The sequence below is a fragment of the Bacteroidota bacterium genome, from assembly GCA_018266755.1.
Lineage (GTDB): Bacteria > Bacteroidota > Ignavibacteria > Palsa-1295 > Palsa-1295 > JAFDZW01.
Genome location: JAFDZW010000006.1, coordinates 244,577 through 251,413 on the forward strand (window position 1 = coordinate 244,577; position 6,837 = coordinate 251,413).

The 6,837-nt window shown below is 52.3% G+C and carries 4 protein-coding genes and 1 rRNA gene; 1 reads left to right on the top strand and 4 read right to left on the bottom strand.

The features are described from left to right. Nucleotides 1-30 precede the first annotated feature (30 nt). Complete coding sequence (locus tag JSS75_13335; protein MBS1904684.1) at nucleotides 31-1,377, bottom strand: hypothetical protein; 1,347 nt, start codon at nucleotides 1,375-1,377, stop codon at nucleotides 31-33. A gap of 113 nt (nucleotides 1,378-1,490) precedes the next feature. After that, nucleotides 1,491-2,240 (bottom strand): hypothetical protein, encoded by a 750-nt coding sequence (locus tag JSS75_13340; GenBank protein MBS1904685.1) that lies wholly within the window; start codon nucleotides 2,238-2,240, stop codon nucleotides 1,491-1,493. Nucleotides 2,241-2,563: 323 nt separating this feature from the next. Between JSS75_13340 and JSS75_13345 the strand changes: the two genes are divergently transcribed. Beyond that, nucleotides 2,564-3,547: an OmpA family protein gene (locus JSS75_13345; GenBank protein ID MBS1904686.1), complete on the top strand. Its 984-nt coding sequence runs from the start codon at nucleotides 2,564-2,566 to the stop codon at nucleotides 3,545-3,547. Nucleotides 3,548-4,230: 683 nt separating this feature from the next. Here JSS75_13345 and JSS75_13350 read toward each other — a convergent pair. Together JSS75_13350 and JSS75_13355 are read right to left on the bottom strand one after the other, a co-directional pair. Beyond that, nucleotides 4,231-5,823, bottom strand: a complete 1,593-nt coding sequence (locus tag JSS75_13350) for a T9SS type A sorting domain-containing protein (protein ID MBS1904687.1) — start codon at nucleotides 5,821-5,823, stop codon at nucleotides 4,231-4,233. A 314-nt stretch (nucleotides 5,824-6,137) separates the two neighbouring features. Further along, nucleotides 6,138-6,837: ribosomal RNA gene (locus tag JSS75_13355) — 16S ribosomal RNA — on the bottom strand; the annotation flags it as partial.

Below are 6,837 nucleotides of genomic sequence, written 5' to 3' on the forward strand. Positions count from 1 at the left end.
CAACCGGCGGGCTTTTTAATTTATGTACGACTAGTACACAACGAAGCGACCAATAGGTTGGCCAGTCTCCGAATGTACAAGATATACCCCTCGTGCAGCCGGTGCCACAAAGGTATTCCCGCTTCGAGGTTCAAACCATAGCACTTCTTGACCGAGTGAGTTTATTGTACGGATTGAAGACAATCCAGCAACATCTAACGGCAATTCGATACGTACTTGCTCGCCATGCTGAACAGGGTTTGGATATATCGAGACCTTGAGTAATTTCTGCGAATTCCGGTCGACGGCCAGCGTACTCGTATCGGCCCAATACAGGCGTTCGTCGTATGCCTGGATCATATAGATCTTCCCGGTCGAAGTCTCGTAAAATGTTTGTTCGCTTCTCATCCCCGTCGCATCGAGCCCCAGCCCGCGGTCTGTGCTCTGCCACCAGGCGCCATGACGCATGAAGTATGTCGCGCCGAAGGTTGCCGTGCCGGTTCGTGACGAATAGCGGTCTCCGTTACGAGCGAAGTGTATGTTATTGAGTTGCGCATCGTACCACCATGAACCGGTACCGCCCACCTGCATCCGTTGCCATTGTGTCGGCTTGCCAATCTCGTCGCGGTGCTTTACGAGATTCAGATGCACCAGCACACCCGACGCGTCTGCACGCGCGATGCCTTCGAAGCTCAAATAGACACTGTCATCGGGTGAGACCGATAGCCCGCTCGCACTTGAAATAAAGACGGTATTTTCAATCGTATTTGCACCGTCAATAACGATCTGCTCATGCTGCCATGTGAGTCCGAGATCATCCGAAACGAAGAGGCCTTTCGTGTCCGGCGCTTGGTCGTCTGCGATGGTAATGTAGACTCGTCCGTGCGAATCGGCGGCGAGACGATCGACAAATGGCTTGATCGGTAACCCAGTATTTCGTTGCTGCCAGTGCTTGCCGGCGTCCGATGAATAGAATATGCCATCACCTACGTACCCTTCCACCATATCCGACGTCCCCGTCGCTGCAAAGATGTTGCCGGAGCCCGCTTCCTGGAACATGACGACGGGATAACTCCCGACGACAACCGAATCCCATGTCAGGCCGAGATCCATGCTTACGAAAATCTTCCCATTGCCCCCGCCGTAGAGTACATGCGAGGGATCAAGAAAGAGCGTGTATAGTCTGGAAGCGGTGAAGATCGTATCGAAGTGCTGTCCCGCATTCGAACTGCGAAACACCATCGAGGGAGTCGAATAGAACAGGACGGAATCCTGCATCCCGGCAAGACCGGTTTTCGGTCCCCCAGGGAATTCGTAAGTCGTGAGCCAGAATTTCTGGGCATGTATATTACCGGCAAATCCAATGATTGCCACGAGGAGAATCAGGGTCGTTTTCATTCGGGGTACGGATGCAAATAAATTTACCCCACTCGATACGAAATTAGGTACCAACCGTTTCACACATTGCGCTTTTCATTCCTATACCATAACGGTTGACAAATAGTAAAGTATTAGTGAAGAGCAACCGTGAGTGACACGTTCTTCGCCTCCGCATGCGAACTTAGTCCCGGTGCTGTGGCATAGACGCGAAGTTCATTCTCGAGCTGATACGAACCATTCTTGAGTGTGACGCCCGGCGCCGGACTATCAAACGGAATCGAGCAGCTTCCGTCTTTGTCGAGATTCACCGTTCTTGTACTGTCGCCGTTAAGGATCAATTTCGTGCCGTCCGGACTGAGCGTAATATCCTGAAATGTCAGCGCACCTCCGCCAACCGCAAGACCTAAGCTATCGAGGATATTCGTCCGAATAAAAATATCGAGCCGTCCCCCGCCCGCAATATGTACGCCGTGCACGTTCAGTGTCGATCGGAAGGCATAGCTTCCAGCTTGATTCACCACGAGCTCCGAAAGCACACGGTTATTGGCTTTGGCCTCGCATGGCCACTGTGAAGCACTTGCCCCCGGAATCCCATGCACGACGCAGGAGACACGATCGAAATGCGGCGCGTCGCTCGATGCGATCGTATTGCCGTCCGTCGCGGCGGTGCTCGTTGGCGAACTATAGCGATGGGTTTCGGGGCTGGCCGAGGTCGAGTTGTCTGCATCGTTCGCCATGCCATTGAGTTCGGTAATGACGATCACTCCATCGAGATCGACCGGCTTTTTCTTCCCGGTGCCACATCCGCTGAGAAGCAGGATGCAGGCGGCTGCGACGCAGACTGCACGAGGAGCAACGAATAACATACCGAGTAACTGCATATTCCCTCCTTATTATATGGTGGCCCATATAATAAACACGGTAACAGAGAGAAATAATGCACACTCGTCCCCGGAGCCGTCTGCGAGTTTACGATATCGCGTAGTCGTTGTGAGGAGAACAGATCACCAGACCCTACCGGCGTGCGTTTGCATCACTGTGTACGTTCCATGATGTTTCGGTGACATGCTAACGATACTGCTGGGCGAGTCTACGGCAAGAGCCCTCGGAACATCCGGACGTCTTCTCAATCCGAATACATGAAAGGATTTATGAGTGGCATTTTTACGTTATGCCTGACTTCACCCACAACACATTGATTCCCATGCGTTACCTCATCACACTCATCCTGGTGTGTGCCGGAGTCGATCTCTATGCTCAATGCCCAGATGGGTATGTGACCTCAAACGAGAATCTCGTCACAAACGGAGATTTCTCAGCCGGACCGAGCGGATTCCAAAGCGATTACATCTACTCCAATCGACACTCGACCGGTGACAATGCAGTGCTCGACGAAGGCTATTATGCGGTCGTAAACGATCCGCACTGGGTTCATCTTGGCTACGCCCAGTGCACCGACCATACATCCTCAGGTGGCAACATGATGGTGATCAACGGGTCGCAGAAACCCGGCCAAGCTGTATGGAAACAACAGATAGCCGTCAAACCGAACACATATTACTATTTCTCCACTTGGATTGCAAATTTGGTCCCGAAGGCGCCATCAAAGCTCGTGTTTTCCATTAACGGTACGCAGCTCGGAGATCCCATCGTCGCAGCAGAACAGACCTGTGTGTGGAAGCAGTTCTTTGCGGTATGGTTCTCGGGCAACGCGACCGAAGCGGATATCAGTATTGTGAATCTCAATCTGGAGTGGATGGGTAATGATTTTGCGCTCGACGACATTGTATTTTATACCTGCGAGCACCAGAATCTTGACACAAAGGTTTCTGATGCAAAGGTTGGCGAAACGATTGTTCTCCGCAACATCGTCTTCGACAATGCGAGGTGGGATATCAAGCCTGCTTCGACCGAAGAGCTCGAAGTGTTACGGCACTATTTGGTCTCACACAAAACGGCTATGATCGAAATCGATGGACACACGGACAATGTCGGCGACGACGAATCGAACCTCACACTCTCGAAGAACCGCGCAAAAGCCGTGTACGACTACCTCATTTCAAAGGGAATCTCAAAGAGTCGTCTGACATACCAGGGTTTCGGCAAAACCAGGCCGATCGATTCCAACGAAACGATAGAAGGCAGGCAGAAAAACCGGAGAGTAGAGTTCATTCTTACGAGAAAGTAAAGTCCCGTTGTGTCACCGTCCTCGCTCGTCGGCTAGCTACAACGTGCCGCCACCCGACGAATCGAGAAGCCCTTTGTTCTGAGGCACAATGCTGTCCGTAGAAGTATGTCACGCACTCAGAACAGCTGCTTTAACGCTCGCGTACATATAAGTGTAACCGTGACCTCTGCGACGATCGAAGAACACAATGCCGGATCCCAGCTGAAAGAGCAGTACGCCGTTTCCGACCTAATTGATGTTCACCGATACTCCTGGATTTGCACAGAACACTTCGCTGTGGACATCGAAGTATTATTCAACTGACTCAATGACGTCCGCGCGTTTTGGAACGGACGGCTTTGTGTGGCAATCCACATGAACCTGTATCGATGCTGTTAAAATAAACGTACCCTAGATCGGATGCTTGGGCAGAAACGAAGATCCGAGACGGTTCGAACGTAATCGACCAACCGAAAACGTTGCCGTCACTCGGGTGCATGGCAGAAACAATATGCACTATCAGACTGGACGGGGTGAATTGCACATTCTTCGATCAGCAGGATCGTTGTACAACTTCCGCGAAGGCTACACCGGCCACTATTGTCTACTCGACTGGCGCACGCATACAACTGAGACGCATCGAATCGATCATCCGTCTTTAATCGTCATCAGATCGTTTTCTGATGCGTGATAATTTCTCCAACCTACTTCAACACGACGAATTTAGCCGTCTCTATGCCGGTAGATGTTCGAATCTCAGCAGAATAGACGCCATCGGGTAGATCGCGACAATCGATCTCGATTGAGTGTTTTCCGCGCTCCTCGTCACGATCGGAAAGCAATTTCACTCGTTGACCGATCGCGTTGATCAGATCGATCTCGACGTGCCCGAAGGTAGAGAGATCATAACTCAGCGTCGTGGATGCCATAACCGGATTAGGGATGACAGTTGTGATTGCTCCGTCCCCAACGGCATCTGCACCGACGGATTGCCGTGCAGTGATCGCAACCGTAGCGAGCCAGATATCTTGGTAGCCATGATTGTCGGAGCACACTCCATCATACGACTGAGTTACACCTCCGACGACGAACTTGCCGTCAGTGGTTTGGATGACTTGACCCGCATATTCGATGGACGCGCCGCCAAAACATTGTCGTGCACGAATGTCGCCGGTCGGCGACAATTTCAGAAGCCACAGATCTGTGTTCTGCGTGTGCAGCGGAACAACATCGCCATCGGAAGACCCGGTATCGCCAAGCACGACAAGATCACCGTCGCTGCTCTCGATCACAGACCGAAAAATATCCTGCCCTTTTCCACCGTAACATCGCTGCCATACCATTGTGCCGGCAGCATCGAGCTTCACAACCCATCCGTCATCCCCACCGAGGTAGGCTGCCGTGTCAAACGAAGAATTGATTGTATACCCCACCATGACAAAGCCGTCGTCGTTCGTTTGCGCAATCGAGAGTCCCCAATCGCCACCCTGAGCACCGAGGATGGACTGCCATTCAAGGTCGCCAACGGAATTGAGTTTCAGCACGATGGCGTCTGCCGATCGATGGTCATTTGGGTCGACGTTAAGGAGATTAGTTGTCCCGACGATTGCGTAGCCGCCGTCTCGGGTGGTAATTACACGGCCGACTTCTTCCTCATACACCCCACCATAGCACCGTTGCCACTGAAGCTGGCCGCTCGAACTCAACTTCACGACCCAGATATCACTAGCGCCATGTACTCCCGACACATCCCCGTCATACGAATCTGTGACCCCAACAAACAGCATTCCTCCGTCCGGCGAGGCAACAATGGATACGGCCTCATCGACGCCGCTCCCGCCGTAGCAATGCTGCCAGAGAATCGTGCCGGTCGAACTTAGTTTGACAACCCATGCGTCGGCGTAGTTTCGTATCCCGTGCAGGCCATGGACATCGCCGTCGTTCGAGGTGGTAAACCCCGCGATCACAAACCCGCCGTCGCTTGTCTCGATAACGCCCCCTCTCGATTCATCCTGCGACCCGCCGAGGCACTTTTGCCACTCGATCGTCCGTGCCGCACTCAACTTGACGACCCACAGATCCGCATGCCCGTGATTGCCGGAAACGTTGCCGTCATTGGATTGCGTCACACCAACCATAAGCAATCCACCATCCGATGTCTCGATCACGCTGGAAAAATCTTCGACCAATCCGCCTCCCAGACACTGATGGGATTCAACGGAAGCCGTGCCCTGACACCTCGCGATGTTTGCCAAGAGTGAGAAAAAGAATAGGATCGGAAAGAACTTGACAGCCATAATGGGGAAGCTGATGATGATTGATTGTAGAAGTCAAGCCACACATCCGAGCGGAGAGTGGAGCTACTCTATGCAAAGGTACGGCTGAAAGCGCTCGAATTGTACCGCGAAGACGCTACTATCCAGAAATAGAGGATCGCACAGACATGTCCTAAAGCACAAAACCCCATCACTTGCGTGACGGGGTCTTGATAAAAAGCCATTGACAGAAGATGTGAGCAGAACAAGGGTGATATTCGAATCACCAATTAATTCGGTGAGACAGGTAGCGTATCCCCGTGAAAGGATGCATCTATCTATCTTTGTCACCTTAGAAAGGAGGTGATCCAGCCGCACCTTCCGGTACGGCTACCTTGTTACGACTTCGCCCCAATCACCGGTTTTACCTTAGACGCTTATGAGGCGGCTTTGGGTACCCCCGGCTTTCATGGCGTGACGGGCGGTGTGTACAAGGCCCGGGAACGTATTCACCGCGGCATGCTGATCCGCGATTACTAGCAATTCCACCTTCACGGAGTCGGGTTGCAGACTCCGATCTGAACTGAGACGACTTTTATAGGATTCGCTCCACCTCGCGGTATTGCAGCCTATTGTAGTCGCCATTGTAGTACGTGTGTAGCCCTAGGCGTAAGGGCCATGATGACTTGACGTCGTCCCCACCTTCCTCACTACTTGCGTAGGCAGTCGAACTAGAGTTCCCGACATAACTCGCTGGTAACTAGTTCTAAGGGTTGCGCTCGTTGCTGGACTTAACCAAACACCTCACGGCACGAGCTGACGACAGCCATGCAGCACCTGTACTCCCCCCCTTGCGGGTACCCTGCTTTCACAGGTTTAGAGAGCTTTTCAAGCCTAGGTAAGGTTTTTCGCGTTGCATCGANNATTCCTTTGAGTTTCACCCTTGCGAGCGTACTCCCCAGGTGGTACACTTAACGCGTTAGCTCCGACACCTACCCTGAGGGCAGATATCAAGTGTACATCGTTTAGGGCATGGACTACCAGGGTATCTAATCC